General features: G+C 65.4%; 13 protein-coding genes and 1 pseudogene. 1 reads left to right on the top strand and 13 read right to left on the bottom strand.

Annotated features, from left to right (window positions below; translation table 11 throughout):
* Positions 1-70: 70 nt before the first annotated feature.
* From AB4Y43_RS21605 to AB4Y43_RS21545, 13 genes and pseudogenes are all read right to left on the bottom strand, one after another.
* Positions 71-1,363 (bottom strand): annotated as a pseudogene (locus tag AB4Y43_RS21605) (phosphatidylserine/phosphatidylglycerophosphate/cardiolipin synthase family protein); the annotation flags it as partial.
* Positions 1,364-1,466: 103 nt separating this feature from the next.
* Positions 1,467-1,943 (bottom strand): dihydroneopterin triphosphate diphosphatase, encoded by a 477-nt coding sequence (gene nudB, locus AB4Y43_RS21600; RefSeq protein WP_368728737.1) that lies wholly within the window; start codon positions 1,941-1,943, stop codon positions 1,467-1,469.
* A 147-nt stretch (positions 1,944-2,090) separates the two neighbouring features.
* A complete protein-coding gene (gene aspS, locus AB4Y43_RS21595; RefSeq protein ID WP_069262905.1) occupies positions 2,091-3,896 on the bottom strand; it encodes an aspartate--tRNA ligase in 1,806 nt (601 codons plus the stop codon).
* A 63-nt stretch (positions 3,897-3,959) separates the two neighbouring features.
* Positions 3,960-4,601, bottom strand: coding sequence for a DUF502 domain-containing protein (locus AB4Y43_RS21590; protein WP_042266455.1), 642 nt, complete (start codon positions 4,599-4,601; stop codon positions 3,960-3,962).
* 97 nt (positions 4,602-4,698) lie between these two features.
* Positions 4,699-5,058 (bottom strand): FmdB family zinc ribbon protein, encoded by a 360-nt coding sequence (locus AB4Y43_RS21585; protein WP_368605548.1) that lies wholly within the window; start codon positions 5,056-5,058, stop codon positions 4,699-4,701.
* A 229-nt stretch (positions 5,059-5,287) separates the two neighbouring features.
* Positions 5,288-5,938, bottom strand: coding sequence for a methyltransferase domain-containing protein (locus tag AB4Y43_RS21580; protein ID WP_368728736.1), 651 nt, complete (start codon positions 5,936-5,938; stop codon positions 5,288-5,290).
* A 27-nt stretch (positions 5,939-5,965) separates the two neighbouring features.
* Complete coding sequence (gene ubiB / locus AB4Y43_RS21575) at positions 5,966-7,543, bottom strand: ubiquinone biosynthesis regulatory protein kinase UbiB (RefSeq protein WP_368728735.1); 1,578 nt, start codon at positions 7,541-7,543, stop codon at positions 5,966-5,968.
* 18 nt (positions 7,544-7,561) lie between these two features.
* Positions 7,562-8,197, bottom strand: a complete 636-nt coding sequence (locus tag AB4Y43_RS21570; RefSeq protein ID WP_069262909.1) for an SCP2 domain-containing protein — start codon at positions 8,195-8,197, stop codon at positions 7,562-7,564.
* A gap of 171 nt (positions 8,198-8,368) precedes the next feature.
* A complete protein-coding gene (locus AB4Y43_RS21565) occupies positions 8,369-9,385 on the bottom strand; it encodes a Tim44 domain-containing protein (RefSeq protein ID WP_069262910.1) in 1,017 nt (338 codons plus the stop codon).
* Positions 9,386-9,421: 36 nt separating this feature from the next.
* Positions 9,422-10,153, bottom strand: coding sequence for a bifunctional demethylmenaquinone methyltransferase/2-methoxy-6-polyprenyl-1,4-benzoquinol methylase UbiE (ubiE, locus tag AB4Y43_RS21560; RefSeq protein ID WP_158758634.1), 732 nt, complete (start codon positions 10,151-10,153; stop codon positions 9,422-9,424).
* Positions 10,154-10,243: 90 nt separating this feature from the next.
* The gene (locus tag AB4Y43_RS21555) at positions 10,244-10,657 is read right to left on the bottom strand and encodes a gamma-butyrobetaine hydroxylase-like domain-containing protein (protein WP_368728734.1); all 414 of its coding nucleotides are present in this window, start codon (positions 10,655-10,657) and stop codon (positions 10,244-10,246) included.
* A 78-nt stretch (positions 10,658-10,735) separates the two neighbouring features.
* Positions 10,736-11,161 carry an HIT family protein gene (locus AB4Y43_RS21550; protein ID WP_342948405.1) on the bottom strand — a complete coding sequence of 142 codons (426 nt, stop codon included), beginning with the start codon at positions 11,159-11,161 and terminating at the stop codon, positions 10,736-10,738.
* A gap of 41 nt (positions 11,162-11,202) precedes the next feature.
* Positions 11,203-15,249 (bottom strand): FAD/FMN-binding oxidoreductase, encoded by a 4,047-nt coding sequence (locus tag AB4Y43_RS21545; protein WP_342948404.1) that lies wholly within the window; start codon positions 15,247-15,249, stop codon positions 11,203-11,205.
* 549 nt (positions 15,250-15,798) lie between these two features.
* Here AB4Y43_RS21545 and ilvA point away from each other — a divergent pair.
* Positions 15,799-16,640 (top strand): threonine ammonia-lyase, biosynthetic (gene ilvA / locus AB4Y43_RS21540; RefSeq protein ID WP_368728733.1); only part of this gene is annotated, 842 nt, incomplete at its 3' end.

Below are 16,640 nucleotides of genomic sequence, written 5' to 3'. Positions count from 1 at the left end.
TCGTGCGCCGCGCGCAAGCCGACATTCTCTCGATTGCACGAGCGGGGATTCGTATGGCAGCTTTCTGTTTCTAGTCGTAGCCGCCCACGGTGATGAGCTTCATGAGCGCACGATAGAACGCCCAGGCGAGCCAGTTCACGGCGCGTACGTGCCACGGCCGCGCCTCGTAGCGCGCACGGTCGATCTGTGCGGCGTCGCCGAACGCCGCGAGGATCTCGCAGCGCAGCTGTTCGATCTGCGGATGCTGCACGAGCAGCACGTTGGCCTCGTTATTGAGCACGAGGCTGAGCGCGTCGAGGTTCGAGGAACCCACGGTGCCCCAGCTCGAATCGACGACGGCCACCTTGCCGTGGAGCATCGTTTTCTCGTACTCCGCAATCTGCACGCCCGCGCTGAGAAGCTGGTGATAGAGGAACGGCACCCCGTAGTCGAGTACCTTGAATTCCTTTCGTCCGACCAGAAGCTTGACCGCCACGCCGCGCTCCGCGGCGCTCACGAGCGCGCGACGCAGCCGCCGGCCCGGCATGAAATACGGATTGGCGAGCAACACTTCCTTGCGCGCCTCGCCGATGGCGTCGAGATAAGCTTTTTCGATCGCACGCCGGTTCACCACGTTGTCGCGCGCGACGAACGCCACGCAGGGCACCTGCGCCGCGCGCGGGTCGCGCACGCTCGCGCGCAGGCGCTCGCGCAGACGCGTGAAGAAGCGTTTCGCCCGCGGCGAGCTCACAGTGGGTGCAAGCGCGCGCAGCGCGTCGTCGACGATCTGCGTGGGGCGCCCCACCGTGTGGCCGGTGGGATGCGGCGACATGAACCCCGCGCTCGCGGGCACGCCTGGCGAGAGTTGCTGGGGCAGCGGCGGCCGGTAGCCGAGCCGGATACGCCGCCACTGCTGCTCGATCGCAAGGCGCACGTCCACGACCACGGGACCGTACAGCTCGACGGCGAAATCCCAGCGCGCGTAGGGCAGCCTGTGGCCGTCCTGCTCGAAATCGTCGATCACGTTGATGCCGCCGCAGAAGGCGAACTGGTCGTCGATCACGGCGAGCTTGCGGTGCGTGCGCGAAAAACCGAAGCGCCCGAAGATATGCGGGTTGTAGACGCGGTGCTCCACCCCCGCGCCCGGCCAGGTCTCGAACAGCGCAATGCGCGGCGAGCCGATGCCGTCGGTGATGACGCGCACGCGCACGCCGCGCGACGCCGCGCGCATGAGCGCATCGGAGAGCGCGCGGCCAATGTCGTCGTCGCAGAAGATATAGGTTTCGAGCGCGACGTCCCGCTCGGCGGCGTCGATGCGCTCGATCATCGCGCCGAACAGACCGGCGCTCGAGCCGAACAGGCGCACGTCGTTGCCGCTCGTGAAGCGATAGCGCGAACGATAGCGCCGGCCAAGCAGCGCCTCGCGTAGCCGCACCACGCGCTGCGATTCAATGCCGGGATCGGTACTGGTTTCGCTCATGTCGCGTTCACCCACGCCCTTCGCGTAGCCGCATGGGCAGTTGCAGAATGGCTTCGCGGTTCGACCACGAGAAGCACTTCGCCGCCGCCTGCTCGTAAGGCAGCCACAGATAAGCCGTATGCTCGCGCGGCGCGAGCGTGACGACTGTGCCCGTTGGCACTTCCAGGCTGAACCAGTGCTCGGTGTTGCGCGTGACGCCGGGCGCATAGCGATGGCGCCAAACGGGATAGATTTCGTACTCGATCTCGTGGTGCCAGTCGAGCAACGCCGCCTGCGGAACGCCCACCGCGCCGACAGCAATACCCGTCTCCTCGCCCACCTCGCGCACGGCGGTTTCGGTGAACGGCTCGCCTGGGCGATCTTTCGAGCCGGTGACCGACTGCCAGAAACCCGGCCGGTCGGCGCGTTCGATGATCAGGACCTCCAGTTGCGGCGTATGGATGACGACGAGTACGGATTCCGGAATCTTCGGCGGCTTCTGCATGGTGATGGAGCGTGGGGAGGAACGCGCGCTGCGCGCCTGCGGCGCGTCTAAAGGTAATTTAACGCAAAAAGCAAAAAAGGCGCACGATGCGCCTTCTTTGTTGTTGCGGTGCAAAAGCCGGACGGGCCTTCGCAGCCGGAGTGCGGCTTACTGCGCCGTCTTCTGCTCGGGCTGACGCAGACGGATGTGCAGTTCGCGCAGCTGGCGCTCGTCCACCGGGCTCGGGGCCTGCGTAAGCAGGTCCTGCGCGCGTTGCGTCTTCGGGAACGCGATCACGTCGCGAATCGAATCGGCGCCGGCCATCATCGTGACGATGCGGTCCAGACCGAACGCGATACCGCCGTGCGGCGGCGCGCCGTATTGCAGCGCGTCGAGGAGGAAGCCGAACTTCGCGCGCGCTTCTTCCGCATTGATCTTGAGCGCGCGGAACACCTTGCTCTGCACGTCTTCCTGATAGATACGCACCGAGCCGCCGCCGATTTCCCAGCCGTTGAGCACCATGTCGTAAGCCTTGGCGAGGCAGCGGCCCGGATCCGTTTCGAGGTATTCCAGGTGCTCGTCCTTCGGGCTCGTGAACGGGTGGTGCGCGGCCACGTAGCGGTTTTCTTCCTCGTCGTACTCGAACATCGGGAAGTCGATCACCCACAGCGGCTTCCAGCCCTTCTCGACGAGGCCGTTGGCACGGCCGAACTCCGAGTGGCCGATCTTCAGGCGCAGTGCACCGAGGCTGTCGTTCACGACCTTCGCGCGGTCTGCCGCGAAGAAAATGATGTCGCCGTCTTGCGCGCCGGTGCGCTCGAGGATCGCGGCGATCGCGGCGTCGTGCAGGTTCTTGACGATCGGGCTTTGCAGACCGTCACGGCCCTTCGCGGCTTCGTTGACCTTGATCCACGCGAGACCCTTCGCGCCGTAGATACGCACGAATTCCGTGTAGCCGTCGATGTCGCCACGCGACAGCTCGCCGCCCTTCGGCACGCGCAGCGCCGCGACGCGGCCGTCCTTCGTGTTGGCCGGTGCGCTGAATACCTTGAAGTCGACGTCCTTCATGGCGTCGGTCAGTTCGGTGAATTCGAGCTTCACGCGCAGGTCCGGCTTGTCCGAACCGAAGCGGCTCATGGCTTCCGCATACGGCATGATCGGGAACTTCGCGTCGAGCTCGACATCGATCGTTTCCTTGAACACGTGGCGCGCCATGTCTTCGAACAGGTCGCGGATTTCCTGCTCGCCGAGGAAGGACGTTTCGCAGTCGATCTGCGTGAATTCGGGCTGACGGTCGGCGCGCAGGTCTTCGTCGCGGAAGCACTTGACGATCTGGTAGTAGCGATCGAAGTTCGCCACCATCAGGAGCTGCTTGAAGAGCTGCGGCGACTGCGGCAGTGCGAAGAACTGGCCTGCGTTCACGCGCGACGGCACGAGGTAGTCGCGCGCGCCTTCCGGCGTGCTCTTCGTGAGCATCGGCGTTTCGATGTCGATGAAGCCGAGCGCGTCGAGATACTTGCGCACGGCCATCGTCACGCGGTAGCGCAAACGCAGGTTGTGCTGCATCTGCGGACGGCGCAGGTCGAGCACGCGATGCGTGAGGCGCGTGGTTTCCGAGAGGTTGTCGTCGTCGAGCTGGAACGGCGGCGTGACCGACGCGTTGAGCACCACGATTTCGTGGCACAGCACTTCGATCTTGCCGCTCGTGAGGTTCGCGTTGACCGTGCCTTCCGGACGATTGCGAACGAGACCCTTGACCTGCACGCAGAACTCGTTGCGCACGCCTTCGGCGATCTTGAACATCTCCGCGCGGTCCGGGTCGCACACGACCTGAACGAGGCCCTCGCGGTCGCGCAGGTCGATGAAGATGACGCCGCCATGGTCGCGGCGGCGCTGCACCCATCCGCACAGCGAAACAGTTTGGCCCAGCAGCTGTTCGGTCACCAGACCGCAGTATTCAGATCTCATCGACATGATGTTCGTCTTTCGTTATGCATGAATGAACGGGAGCGGCGCGCAGCAGCGCGTCGTCCGGTATTAAAGCGGAGGATCGATGGGGCGGCGTGGTGAGGTTGCCGGCGCGACCACGCCCATCGAAACAATATACTTGAGCGCGGCGTCGACGGTCATGTCCAGCTCGACCACCTCGCTCTTTGGCACCATCAGGAAAAAGCCCGACGTCGGATTCGGCGTAGTCGGGACATAGACACTCACGTGATCTTCCTGCAGGTGGTTGACCACGTCGCCGCCGGGAATGCCGGTGAGAAACGCGATCGTCCACGAACCCTTGCGCGGGTATTCGATCAGGAGCGCTTTGCGAAATGCATTGCCGTTGCTCGAAAGCAGTGTATCGGAAACCTGCTGGATGCTGCCGTACAGCGGTCCGATGATCGGAATGCGGCGCACCAGCGCGTTCCACCACTCCACCAGCTTCTGCCCGATGAAGTTGTGGGTGAGCAAACCGACCCCGAAGATGAACGCGAGCGTGAGCACCGCGCCGAGTCCCGGCAGGCGCACGCCGAACATGCGCTCCGGCCGCCACGATTCGGGCAGCAGCAGCAGCGTCTGATCCATCGTACCGATGACGAGGTTCAGCACCCACAGCGTGATGGCCAACGGCACCAGCACCAGCAGGCCGGTCAGGAATACCGATTTGAACGTCGCTTTCTTGATCGTCATGTACACCGCCATGCGGGCCGTGCGCAGCAAACGGGCTGCCGGCGCGGCTACGGCGCGGCGCGTGTCCCCGGAAATAGAGGAATCGCGCCGCAGGTTGTCAGGTCGAGGCTGCCGGGCTGGGCGTACTCGCTGGGGTGCTCGCGGCGGGCGCGGCTGCGCCCGAATCGCTGGAAGCACTCGCGGCGCCCTCGCCGGCCGGCTTGCCGGCTTCCGACGACGGCGCGTTTTCGCCAGCCTCCTTCGCGCCGGTCGCCGCCGCGCTCTTGCTGCCGTTGCCGCCGCGGAAATCGGTGACGTACCAGCCCGAACCCTTCAGCTGAAAGCCCGCTGCGGTCACCTGCTTGCGAAACGTGTCCGCACCGCAGCTCGGGCACTGCGTCAGGGGCGCATCGCTCATCTTTTGGAGCACGTCCTTGTCGAAGCCGCACGACTCGCAGCGATAAGCGTAGATCGGCATGATCTCTATCCTGATGAAAATCTGATAATTGCTTGCAAAGCCTTGAATTATAGCCGCAAACCGGGATCGCCCCTGGCATTTACCGGGGTTGGGTGTCCAGCGGGGAAAGTCGGAGGGTTGCGGCCGCCTCGGCTTAGATGAGGGCAGGTTGCGCGCACATCAAGAGCGTGCGCGGCCATGCAAGGCGGCAAGCGCACGGCGCGCCGGCCCGAGACAGCTCCAACCCCGCTCAAACGGGCGCCGGCGCGACGTCGTTGCGGCGCCACACGAGCCAGCGCTCGCGCCCGACGAACACGGGCAGCGAGTCGGCCACGGGCTGCTCGTCGGCCAACGTGAAGTATGGCGTGAGCAAGGCGTCGAGTTCGTCGCGCGCGATGGCGAACGGCGGGCCCTTGGGCGTCTCGCCGATGAAGAAATAGCCCGCGAGCAATGCGCCGGGCTGCAACAGCTGGGCCATGCGGGTGGCGTAGCTCGCGCGCTGCGTTTTGGGCAGCGCGCACAGGAACGCGCGCTCGAACACCCAGGCCGGCATGAACGGCGGCGTGTAGGCGTAGAAGTCCGCCTCTTCGACGACACCGGCGTACTGCCCCAGCGCCGTGCGCGCGCTCGCGACCGCGGCCGGCGCGAAGTCGATGGCACGCACCGTACGGCCGCGCTCGGCGAGCCAACGTGCTTCCCAGGCGTTACCACAGCCCGGAATCAGCACCGCGGCGCCAGGGTGCGCCGTGGCGAAGGCTTCGAACTGGCGCTGCACGCCCGCCTGATCCCACGGCGTGAAGCCGCGCGCAAAGCGCTCATTCCAGAACGAGGGCGACGCCGGGTCGCGGGTTTCGAACTCGGGCACTTCGCCCGGTTGCGGCGGCAGGGTCGGGTCGCTCATCGTCTCACTCCTTGTTCACGTGGTCCGTCAGCCGCCGTAGGCAAACACGAGCCACACGCGCGCGGCCACCATGCCCACGCCCACGGCAACGCCGAACAGGAGCAGGCCCTGCAGCAGGCGGTTCGTGCGGCGTTGCTCGGCGAGCATCGCGCGGATCGTCTCGTCGTTCGCGAAACCGCCCGGTTCCTGGCGATGCAGGAGCGCCTGGTGCACGAGGCGCGGCAATTGCGGCAGCGTCTTGCTCCATTGCGGCGCTTCGATCTTGAAGCGCTCGTACCAGCCGCGCAGGCCGATCTGCTCGGTCATCCAGCGCTCGAGATACGGCTTCGCTGTTTTCCAGAGATCGAGCTCCGGATCGAGCGAGCGCCCGAGACCTTCGACGTTGAGCATGGTCTTTTGCAGCAGCACGAGCTGCGGCTGGATTTCCACGTTGAAGCGCCGCGAGGTCTGGAAGAGGCGCAGCAGCACCTGGCCGAGCGAGATGTCCTTCAACGCCCGGTCGAAATACGGTTCGCACACGGCGCGAATCGCGCTTTCGAGCTCCTCCACGCGCGTGTTGGGCGGTACCCACCCCGATTCGATATGCAGCGTCGCCACGCGATGATAGTCGCGCTTGAAGAACGCGAGAAAGTTCTGCGCGAGATAATTCTTGTCGAAGTCGGACAACGCGCCGACGATGCCGAAATCGAGCGCAATATAGCGGCCGAAATGCGCGGGATCGAGACTCACCTGAATGTTGCCGGGGTGCATGTCGGCGTGAAAGAAGCCGTCGCGGAACACCTGCGTGAAGAAGATCTCGACGCCCTCGCGCGCGAGCTTCGGAATGTCCACGCCTGCCGCCCGCAGCTTGTCCACCTGGCTGATCGGCACGCCGACCATGCGCTCCATCACCAGCACGTTGGCCGTGCTGAATTCCCAGTACATTTCCGGCACGAGCAGCAGGTCGAGGCCCGCGAAATTGCGGCGCAACTGGCTGCCGTTCGCGGCCTCGCGCATGAGGTCGAGCTCGTCGTGCAGGTACTTGTCGAATTCGGCCACCACTTCGCGCGGCTTCAGACGCTTGCCGTCGGCCCACAGGCGCTCGGCCCACACGGCGATGTCGCGCAGCAACGCGAGGTCGGAGTCGATCACCGGACGCATGTTCGGGCGCAGCACCTTCACCGCCACCGGCTTGCCCGCGTGCTGGCCCGACTTCACCTTGGCGAAGTGCACCTGGGCAATCGATGCGCTCGCCACCGGCACGCGCTCGAACTCGTCGAAGATCGTGTCGACCGGTGCGCCCAGCGACTTCTCGATCAGGCCGATCGCCACGTTCGAATCGAACGGCGGCACCTGGTCCTGCAGCTTCGCCAGTTCGTTTGCGATATCGGGCGGCAGCAGATCGCGGCGCGTGGACAGCACCTGGCCGAATTTCACGAAGATCGGGCCGAGGCTTTCCAGCGCGAGACGCAGACGCAAACCGGGCGGATCGTCGAAGCGACGGCCGATCGTGGTGATGCGCAGAAGCAGCGCGACACGCCGGTCGTTGATCCGGCTCAACATCATCTCGTCCAGGCCGAAGCGGATGACGGTGAAGAAAATCTTGAGGAAACGCAGAAAACGCATGTCTGGGGGGCCTGTTGACTAGCGCGAGCCGCGCGGCGCAGCGCTTTGGCTCCCGCCGCCGGCCTGTGATTTTTGTTCGAGCCGCTCGATGCGCTTTTCCACGCGCGCCAGCGCGTCGCGTGCGCGCGACAGCTCTTCATTGAAGCCGTCGAGCTCGGCGCGCCGCACGAGCTGCGGATTTTCATCGAGCAGATATTCCGTGACCGAGCCGAGCACGTTGCGCCCGGTGCGCAGGGCCTGCTCGCTCGCGGCGCGCGCGAGCGTGGCGATGCGTGAAGCCGGGGCGTCGCCGATCAGCTTCGCGAGGTCCTCTTCGGGCTCCCAGCGCAGATGCTCGGCGAGCTTGCCGATGACCTGCGCAAACTCGGCATCGCCCTCGATCTTCACGTGCTTCATCACGGCCGCCTGGCCGCCCTGCATGAACGACGAGAGCGCGCCTGCGGGCAGCGAGAGCGTCACATCGACGTCGCCCGCATCGTGGTCCTCGACCGCGCCCAGATAGCCGTCCGGCTGCACGAGCAGCGTGAGCACGATGGGCGCACAGGTGAGACGGGCCGTCTTGCCGGCATAGGGGGCGAGACGCTCGCGTGCCCACGTTTCGCGGGCGAGCAGGTGATTGACGGCGGCAGCGAAGGGCTTGGCGGCAAGAGTCATCGGCTTGGAATAAGAAAACCCGCACGGGCACAAGCCCGGGCGGGTTCCTATTGTAACGTTCGAGCCACAGGATCGCGCCGCCGCCCTGCCCTGTCGAATGCGGCGGGGCGCCTGGAAGGCACCGCACTGCGATCTGGATCAAGTCACGAGACGCTCGGCCCGGCTACCGGCTCAGTGAGATTCGACCTGCTGGATGCCCGCGAGCAGCCAGCCTTCGCCCGACGTGCGCGACTTCGAGAGATTCCATACCTCGACGAACGGCGCGGCCGGCTCACCCATGGCTTCGCGAATCAGGCCGGAGAAGCGCACGCTCGCAAGGTATTCGCTGCCGCGGTCTTCCACGCCGAGCAGGTCCGCGTTGAGCTGCACGACGTCGGTCTGGTTGGGCTGCGCGCCGCGGCCCGCGAGATCGACGCGGATTTCGGCGAACATCTCGGGCGTCGTGAATTCGCGGATGTCGTCCATGTTGCCCGCGTCCCATGCGGCCTGCAGGCGCACGAAGTAAACCTTGGCATTGCGTACGAAGGCTTCCGTGTCGAAGCCGGCCGGAATCGACGCCGCTGCCGGCGTATCGATTTGCGGCGTGCTCAGCGGATTGGCTTCAGGCGCGAGGTACTGCCCCGTGGGCGGCGCGGTGTAGCGCGGCTCCTGCGGCTGATACCCGCCCGACGACGGGTTCATGCTGTTCGACGCATACCCGCCCTGGTACGCGGGTTCCGCGGCACGGCGGCGGCTCATGAACTTGCGGATCAGCCAGACGGCGATAAAGGCGATGATCGCAATGACGATCATGTTGGCCATCATGCCGGCAAACGCCTCGCCAAGACCGAAGTGAGAAAGCAGCGCGGCGATGCCGAGACCCGCTGCGAGGCCCGCGATCGGCCCAAGCCAGCGATTGCGCGCCGGTGCGGGCGCGGGCGTGGGAGCCGGCGTGCCGGGAGCGCGCTGGGCGCCGGCCTGCTGCGCGGGATTCGCGGGGGTGGGCTGGGCCGGCGGCGGCGTGGTGCTGCGCTGCGTAGCCGTGGACGACTGCTTGCCGAAACTGCGGCCGCCACCCATGCGGCGAGCCTCTGCGTCGAACGATGCGAGGCTGCCGGCAACCATCACGCCGGCAAGGGCCAGGACGCCGATTCGTCTGGCCCATGACGATGAAAGCTTTTTGGAAGCAACGTTGCAGGGCTCAGACATGGCGAAAATTCCTTTAAAGACAGTGAGTTGGGAACACTAATACTTTGTGCCGACGTGTAAGGCTACCACGCCAGCTGACAAATTGTAATATTTGACGGCGTCGAGGCCGACTTGTTCCATCATCGTCTTGAGTGTTTCCTGGTCCGGATGCATGCGGATCGATTCCGCGAGGTACTGGTAGCTGTCCGCGTCCTGGGCGAAGCGCCGGCCAAGCCACGGCAGCACCTTGAACGAATAGACGTCGTACGCCTTCTTGAGCGGCTCCCAGACCTTCGAGAATTCGAGCACGAGCACGCGACCGCCCGGCTTGAGCACACGGCGCATCTCGGCGAGCGCAGCGTCCTTGTGCGTCATGTTGCGCAGCCCGAAAGCCACGGTCACCACATCGAAATAGTTGTCCGGAAAGGGGATTTTCTCGGCGTCGCAAAGGAGCGCCGGCGTGATCACGCCGTTGTCGATGAGGCGGTCGCGGCCCACGCGCAGCATCGACTCGTTGATGTCGGTGTGCCAGACCTCGCCCGTCGGGCCCGCTTTCTTCGCGAACGCCATGGAAAGGTCGCCGGTGCCGCCCGCGATGTCGAGCACCTTCGCACCGGGCCGGATGTTCGCCTGCGCGATCGTGAACGCCTTCCACGCGCGGTGCAGCCCGCCCGACATCAGATCGTTCATCAGGTCGTAGTTCGAGGCGACCGAGTGAAACACGCCGGCCACTTTCTTCGCCTTGTCCTGTTCGTCGACTGTCTGATAGCCGAAGTGGGTTTTGCTCATCGCGCTCGTCCTTTCGCGGAAGGGTGTTCTATTGGTGTGCTGCGCCGCGTCTGTCAGAGATGCAGCGGGGCTGGATCGTAACAGGAAGCGTCAGTGGCAGTGGCCATGCGCGGCAGGAGGCGCCGCCATCGGAGCGTCGCGCTCGACGCCCGCTGCCTTCAGTCTGGCGAAATATTCCGCCCAGAGCTCGTCCTGGCGTGTGGCGAGCTCATAGAGCTGGTCCCACGAGTAGATGCCGGTGTTGTGGCCGTCGGAGAACGTGGGCTGCAGCGCGTAGTTGCCGATACCTTCCAGCGCCGTAATCGTCACCTCGCGCTTGCCCGTCTGCAGCGTTTCCTGGCCGGCGCCGTGCCCGCGCACCTCCGCCGAGGGCGAATACACGCGCATCAGCTCGAAGGGCACGCGGTAGCTCTCCCCGTTCGCATACTGGAGTTCCAGCACGCGCGAGACGGCGTGCACCACGACGCCGCTTGGCACCGGCGTATCGGATTTCAGTCCACTCATGATCGTTCCCGCTGTTGGATGCGTGTTGGACGCGTATTGGACGCAATTGGACGCTCACCGCCCCCGCCCGCTCAGGCCTTAAGCCTGCTCCATTTCGTGGCGCACCGCGTCGCGCAGCAGCGTGGCCTGCGCGCGGCGCTGGCCCAGCATTGCCTCGGACACTGTGCGCTGGCGCGGTGCCCAGACGGGCAGCGGGAAATGGGCATCGTTCGTGAAGCGCGGAATGACGTGCCAGTGCACGTGCGGCACCTGGTTGCCGAGGCTCGCCAGATTCACTTTCGAAGGCTGCATGACGCGGCGCAGCGCACGCTCGACGGCGTACACCGCGCGCATCAGATGTTCCCGGTCGGCCGCGCCCAGGTCCGAGAATTCGGCGACGTGCGCATTCCAGATGACCCGGCAGAAGCCGGGATAGTCGGCCTCGGCAGTCGCGAGCACGACGCGCATGCACTCGTCCTGCCACAGCACGTCGCCGCCTTCCTCACTGCAGAATACGCATGTCATCGTCGTCCTCGAACCCGTTCACGGAAAATTGAGCGCAGCCATTAGACCAGCACGCGCTCGATTCCGCCATTGTTCGCGTTCTGAACGTAGTCCGCCATCCAGTTTTCGCCAAGTATGTGGCGGGCGATTTCCACCACGATGTAATCGGCTTCGATGTTGGCGTCCTCGTTGTACCGCGACAGACCCTGGAGGCACGACGGGCAAGAGGTGAGAATCTTGACGTCCTGCGTCGTACCCTGCCCGCCCGCTTCCTGCTGCGTCGCCGGCTGCACCCCGTTCGCGCCGTTGCCGACGATCGGAATGCCGCGCAGCTTCGCCGCGCCCTTGCGGATTTCCTCTTCCTTGCGGAAACGCACCTGCGTCGAAACGTCCGGGCGCGTCACGGCCAGCGTGCCCGATTCGCCGCAGCAGCGATCGTTCTTCTCGATCTTGTAGCCGTCGTGTTCAGCACCCATCAGCTCATTGACGAGCTTGACCGGATCCATCGTCTTGATCGGCGTGTGGCACGGGTCGTGATACATGTAGCGCGTGCCCGTCACGCCGTCGAGCTTGATGTCCTTCTCGAGCAGGAACTCGTGGATGTCGATGATGCGGCATCCCGGGAAGATCTTGTCGAATTCATAACCCGCGAGCTGGTCGTAGCACGTACCGCACGACACCACGACGGTCTTGATGTCGAGGTAGTTCAGCGTGTTCGCGACGCGATGGAACAGCACGCGGTTGTCGGTGACGATCTTCTCGGCCTTGTCGTACTGGCCCGAGCCGCGCTGCGGATAGCCGCAGCACAGGTAGCCCGGCGGCAGCACCGTCTGCACGCCCGCTTCCCAGAGCATCGCCTGGGTGGCGAGGCCCACTTGCGAGAACAGACGCTCCGAGCCGCAGCCGGGGAAGTAGAACACCGCTTCCGAATCGACGTTCGTCGTCTTCGGGTTGCGGATGATCGGCACGATCTTGTTGTCTTCGATGTCGAGCAACGCGCGCGCCGTCTTCTTCGGCAGGTTGCCCGGCATCTTCTTGTTGACGAAGTGGATCACCTGCTCGACCACGGGCGGCTTGCCCGTGGTGGCGGGCGGCAGCGCCGTCTGCTTCTTGACGAACTTCTTCAGCACGTCGTTGCCAAGGCGCTGCGCCTTGTAGCCCACGCCCATCATCGCGGTGCGCGCGAGGTTGATGGTCTGCGGGTTGGTGGCGTTCAGGAAGAACATGCCCGCCGCGTTGCCCGCGTTGAACTTCTTCTTGCCCATCTTGCGCAGCAGATTGCGCATGTTCATGGTCACATCGCCGAAGTCGATCTTGACCGGGCACGGCGTCACGCATTTGTGGCAGACCGTGCAGTGGTCGGCCACGTCGTTGAACTCGTCCCAGTGCTTGATCGACACGCCGCGGCGCGTCTGCTCTTCGTACAGGAACGCCTCGACCAGCAAGGAAGTCGCGAGAATCTTGTTGCGCGGGCTGTAGAGCAGGTTCGCGCGCGGCACGTGCGTCGCGCACACGGGCTTGCACTTGCCGCAGCGCAGGCAGTCCTTCACCGAATCGGCAATCGCGCCAATGTCGGACTGCTGCATGATGAGCGACTCGTAGCCCATCAGGCCGAACGACGGCGTGTAGGCGTTGCGCAGGTCGGCGCCTTCGAGCAGCTTGCCCGCGTTGAAGCGGCCTTGCGGATCGACGCGTTGCTTGTAAGCGCGGAACTCGGCGATCTCTTCGTCCGTGAGGAATTCGAGCTTCGTGATGCCGATGCCGTGCTCGCCCGAGATCACGCCGTCGAGCGAACGCGCGAGCTTCATGATGCGCGCGACCGCATGGTGCGCGTCCTGCAGCATCTCGTAGTTGTCGGAGTTGACCGGCAGGTTCGTGTGCACGTTGCCGTCGCCGGCGTGCATGTGCAGCGCCACGAATACGCGCCCGCGCAGCACCTTCTTGTGGATCGCCTGCGTCTCGTCGAGGATCGGCTTGAATTCGCCGCCGTTGAAGATCTTGCGCAGTTCCGCGCGGATCTCCTGCTTCCACGAAATCCGCACCGTGCGGTCCTGAGTCACGTGGAAGACGTTGGCGTCGGGCTGCACGTCCACGCGGTCGGCGAACTTCTCCGCCAGCGCCTCGTAGCCCAGCTGCACGAGATAGTGCTGCGCCTCGCGCAGCGACAGATCGAGCTTCTCGCCCACGAAGGTCCAGCGTTCGCGCACGCGCTTGAGCAGGTCGAGCGCCTGCTGCACGCGGTCTTCGAGCAGTTCCGCGGAGGGAATCTCGTTCGCGTCGTCGGTCTTGCCGAGCGGCAGCTTGCCCGCCTTGAAGAACGCTTCGAGCGCGTCGACCAGTTGCAGCTTGTTCTTGATCGACAGCTCGATGTTGATGCGCTCGATGCCGTCCGTGTACTCGCCCATGCGGTTGAGCGGGATCACGACGTCTTCGTTGATCTTGAACGCGTTGGTGTGCTTGGCAATCGCGGCCGTGCGGCTGCGGTCGAGCCAGAAGCGCTTGCGCGCCTCGGCGGACACCGCGACGAAGCCTTCGCCGCTCTTGCCGTTGGCCATGCGAATGACTTCCGAGGTCGCGGCGGCCACGGCATCGGCGTCGTCGCCGACGATGTCGCCGATCAGCACCATCTTCGGAAACGCGTTGCGTTTGCTCTTGGTCGCATAGCCCACGGCGCGCAGATAGCGCTCGTCGAGGTGCTCGAGGCCCGCGAGAATCGCGCCGCCCTGCTTCGACGTCTCGAACAGGTAGTCCTTGATCTCGACGATGCTCGGAATCGCCTCGCGCGCCTGGCCGAAGAACTCGAGGCACACCGTGCGCGTATGCGCGGGCATCTTGTGCAGCACCCAGCGCGCGGACGTGATGAGCCCGTCGCAGCCTTCCTTCTGCACGCCCGGCAGGCCCGCGAGGAATTTGTCGGTGACGTCCTTGCCGAGGCCTTCCTTGCGGAAGCGCTTGCCTTCGATATCGAGCGATTCAGCGCGCAGCAGCTTTTCGCCCGGCGCGTATTCGCCGTCGAACCACTTCAGCTCGAAGCGCGCCACGGGAATGTCGTGGATCTTGCCCATGTTGTGGTCAAGACGCGTGACCTCGAGCCAGTTGCCCTGCGGGTCGACCATGCGCCACCAGGCGAGATTGTCGAGCGCCGTGCCCCACAGCACCGCCTTCTTGCCGCCCGCGTTCATCGCAACGTTGCCGCCGATGCAGGACGCATCGAGCGAAGTCGGATCGACGGCGAAGACGAAGCCCGCCGCGTCGGCGGCCTCGGTTACGCGGCGCGTGACCACGCCCGCGCCCGAGAAAATCGTCGCGACCTTGCGGTTCACGCCCGGCAGGTCGGTCATCTCGACGGGGCCGAGCTGCTCGAGCTTTTCGGTATTGATGACGGCCGAGAACGGCGTGAGCGGCACCGCGCCGCCCGTGTAGCCCGTGCCGCCTCCGCGCGGAATCACGGTGAGGCCGAGTTCGAAACAGGCCTTGATGAGGCCCGCGATTTCGGCTTCGGTATCGGGCGTGAGGACGACGAACGGATATTCCACGCGCCAGTCGGTCGCGTCGGTCACGTGCGAGACGCGCGAGAGGCCGTCGAAACGGATGTTGTCCTTGGCCGTGCGCTTGCCGAGCACCTTCGTCGCGCGGCGGCGCAGGTCGGCCATCTTCTCGAACTCGCCCGCGAAGGCGTCGATGGCGCGGCGCGTGGCGCCGACCAGTTTTTCGACGCGCGCGGCGCGATCCACGCCTTCCTTGTCCGTGTGCTCCTGCAGATCGGCGCGGCGGCGCTTCTCGATTTCGGCGAGGCGGTGGTTCAACGCCTCGATCAGGAGCGCGCGGCGCTTCGGATTGTCGAGCAGATCATCCTGCAGATACGGGTTGCGGCGCACGACCCAGATGTCGCCCAGCACCTCGTACAGCATGCGCGCCGAGCGGCCGGTGCGGCGCTCCGCGCGCAGCTCGGCGAGCGCGTTCCATGCGTCTTCGCCGAGCAGGCGGATGACGATTTCGCGGTCCGAAAACGACGTGTAGTTATAGGGAATCTCGCGCAGGCGCGGTTCGATGTCGGCGGCCACGGCGGCGGCGGCGCCGTGAGGATCGAAAACTTGAGGTGCGTTCATGGTTGGACGACTCTTTGGGCCAGTCCCGTGCACGGCTCGCGGCCGCTGCGACGGATACTGACGGGGCGCGTGGGGCGCTATTCTGAAATCGTGTCCGCCTGTGGCAGGCTGCGGACGAAAAGGGTGGGGAGGCACATGGCGGCAACGCTCACGCCGATGGTTCCCCGGCGCTCGGATTTAGCGACACGATCGTGCGTGGCGGGCGTGCCGCTGCGCCGCCGGGCGGGTTACGCGCCGTGCGGGCATCAAGTGGGCTGTCCGAGGTTGCCAGTGCATCATCCGATCCTTGTTTCGAAAAAGGATTTTACCGCATGATCCGCACCCGCGCTGACGCTGCGTGGGAACCCGGTGAACACGCAAGATTCACTTGCGTTGACGGGCGATTCGCGCCCGATTGCGCGCGCTTTGACGATGATTTGCCTTCCGGACGGTCGGCGAATCGCGCCGCCGCATCCGGCGCCAGCCGCCAGGCCGCGCCGCCAGCGCTGAAGCGGTTGGCGCTATCATTTACGCTTTCCTGCCCTAAACCCGCGCCCGGCGCGCCCTCGCATGGCCTCCCACGACGAATACCTGAAGAAGATCCTCACCGCCCGCGTGTACGATGTCGCCCGCGAAACCGAACTCGAGCGCGCCCCGAACCTCTCGGCACGTCTGCGCAACGCCGTGTTCCTCAAGCGCGAGGACAACCAGCCGGTGTTCTCCTTCAAGCTGCGCGGCGCCTACAACAAGATGGCGCATCTCTCGCCCGCGCAGCTCGAGCGCGGCGTGATCACCGCCTCGGCGGGCAATCACGCGCAGGGCGTCGCGCTGTCGGCGGCGAAGCTCGGCGTGAAGGCCGTGATCTGCGTGCCGGTGACCACGCCGCAGGTGAAGGTCGATGCCGTGCGCGCCCACGGCGGCGCCACCGTCGAGGTCGTGCAGGCCGGCGAGTCGTACAGCGACGCCTACGCCCACGCCGTGCGCCTGCAGGAAGAACGCGGCCTGACCTTCGTGCATCCGTTCGACGATCCCCACGTGATCGCCGGCCAGGGCACCGTGGCCATGGAGGTGCTGAGCCAGCATCAGGCCCCGATTCACGCGATCTTCGTGCCGATCGGCGGCGGCGGCCTGGCTGCGGGCGTGGCGGCGTACGTAAAAGCCGTGCGCCCCGAGATCAGGGTGATCGGCGTGCAGACCGACGATTCCTGCGCGATGGCGCAGTCGATCAAGGCCGGCAAGCGCGTGGAACTCGCCGAAGTCGGGCTGTTCTCCGACGGCACGGCCGTCAAGCTCGTGGGCGAGGAAACCTTCCGCCTGTGCCACCAGTATCTCGACGAAGTGCTCACGGTCGATACGGACGCCCTTTGCGCCGCGATCAAGGACGTCTTCCAGGACACGCGCAGCGTGCTCGA

Source organism: Paraburkholderia sp. BR10872 (assembly GCF_040965835.1).
In the GTDB taxonomy this organism is placed as follows: Bacteria; Pseudomonadota; Gammaproteobacteria; order Burkholderiales; family Burkholderiaceae; genus Paraburkholderia; species Paraburkholderia nodosa_A.
This window is presented reverse-complemented; position numbering and strand designations above follow the sequence as displayed.

What these genes read in the sequence shown, in the direction of transcription:
- nudB (WP_368728737.1), bottom strand. Translation starts at nt 1,943, where the DNA reads ATGCAGAAGCCGCCGAAGATTCCGGAATCCGTACTCGTCGTCATCCAT.
- aspS (WP_069262905.1), bottom strand. Translation starts at nt 3,896, where the DNA reads ATGTCGATGAGATCTGAATACTGCGGTCTGGTGACCGAACAGCTGCTG.
- AB4Y43_RS21590 (WP_042266455.1), bottom strand. Translation starts at nt 4,601, where the DNA reads ATGACGATCAAGAAAGCGACGTTCAAATCGGTATTCCTGACCGGCCTG.
- AB4Y43_RS21585 (WP_368605548.1), bottom strand. Translation starts at nt 5,058, where the DNA reads ATGCCGATCTACGCTTATCGCTGCGAGTCGTGCGGCTTCGACAAGGAC.
- AB4Y43_RS21580 (WP_368728736.1), bottom strand. Translation starts at nt 5,938, where the DNA reads ATGAGCGACCCGACCCTGCCGCCGCAACCGGGCGAAGTGCCCGAGTTC.
- ubiB (WP_368728735.1), bottom strand. Translation starts at nt 7,543, where the DNA reads ATGCGTTTTCTGCGTTTCCTCAAGATTTTCTTCACCGTCATCCGCTTC.
- AB4Y43_RS21570 (WP_069262909.1), bottom strand. Translation starts at nt 8,197, where the DNA reads ATGACTCTTGCCGCCAAGCCCTTCGCTGCCGCCGTCAATCACCTGCTC.
- AB4Y43_RS21565 (WP_069262910.1), bottom strand. Translation starts at nt 9,385, where the DNA reads ATGTCTGAGCCCTGCAACGTTGCTTCCAAAAAGCTTTCATCGTCATGG.
- ubiE (WP_158758634.1), bottom strand. Translation starts at nt 10,153, where the DNA reads ATGAGCAAAACCCACTTCGGCTATCAGACAGTCGACGAACAGGACAAG.
- AB4Y43_RS21555 (WP_368728734.1), bottom strand. Translation starts at nt 10,657, where the DNA reads ATGAGTGGACTGAAATCCGATACGCCGGTGCCAAGCGGCGTCGTGGTG.
- AB4Y43_RS21550 (WP_342948405.1), bottom strand. Translation starts at nt 11,161, where the DNA reads ATGACATGCGTATTCTGCAGTGAGGAAGGCGGCGACGTGCTGTGGCAG.
- AB4Y43_RS21545 (WP_342948404.1), bottom strand. Translation starts at nt 15,249, where the DNA reads ATGAACGCACCTCAAGTTTTCGATCCTCACGGCGCCGCCGCCGCCGTG.